Origin of the sequence: Pseudomonas sp. HMSC066A08, assembly GCF_001813025.1 — a bacterium.
Classification (GTDB): Bacteria; Pseudomonadota; Gammaproteobacteria; order Pseudomonadales; family Pseudomonadaceae; genus Pseudomonas; species Pseudomonas aeruginosa.
Window position 1 is genome coordinate 1 of sequence record NZ_KV811405.1, and the last position, 278, is coordinate 278.

General features: G+C 69.8%; 1 pseudogene. It reads right to left on the minus strand.

Annotation, left to right across the window (positions count from 1 at the left end):
• Positions 1-278, minus strand: a pseudogene (locus tag HMPREF2886_RS32480) (S26 family signal peptidase); the annotation flags it as partial.

Below are 278 nucleotides of genomic sequence, written 5' to 3' on the forward strand. Positions count from 1 at the left end.
GAAGCTGCCCGCGCTGTAGCTGGAAAACAGCCAGACCTCGCCGGGCTGCACGATGTAGCGCCCGGCAGGCCAGCCCGGCAGCGCGGGCATAGCGGCGGTGTTCGGCAGGGCCACGCCGTTGACGGTCACGGGATGGCCCGGCTCGAACTGGATGGTGTCACCCGCTACCGCCGACACCGGCTTGAGTAGCGGGGTTACGCCGGAATCCTCGCAGTCACCGGGCGCGAGGTAGCCCCGTTCGCCCATGAGGCGAACAATCGGCGAGGCAGGCGGGCACA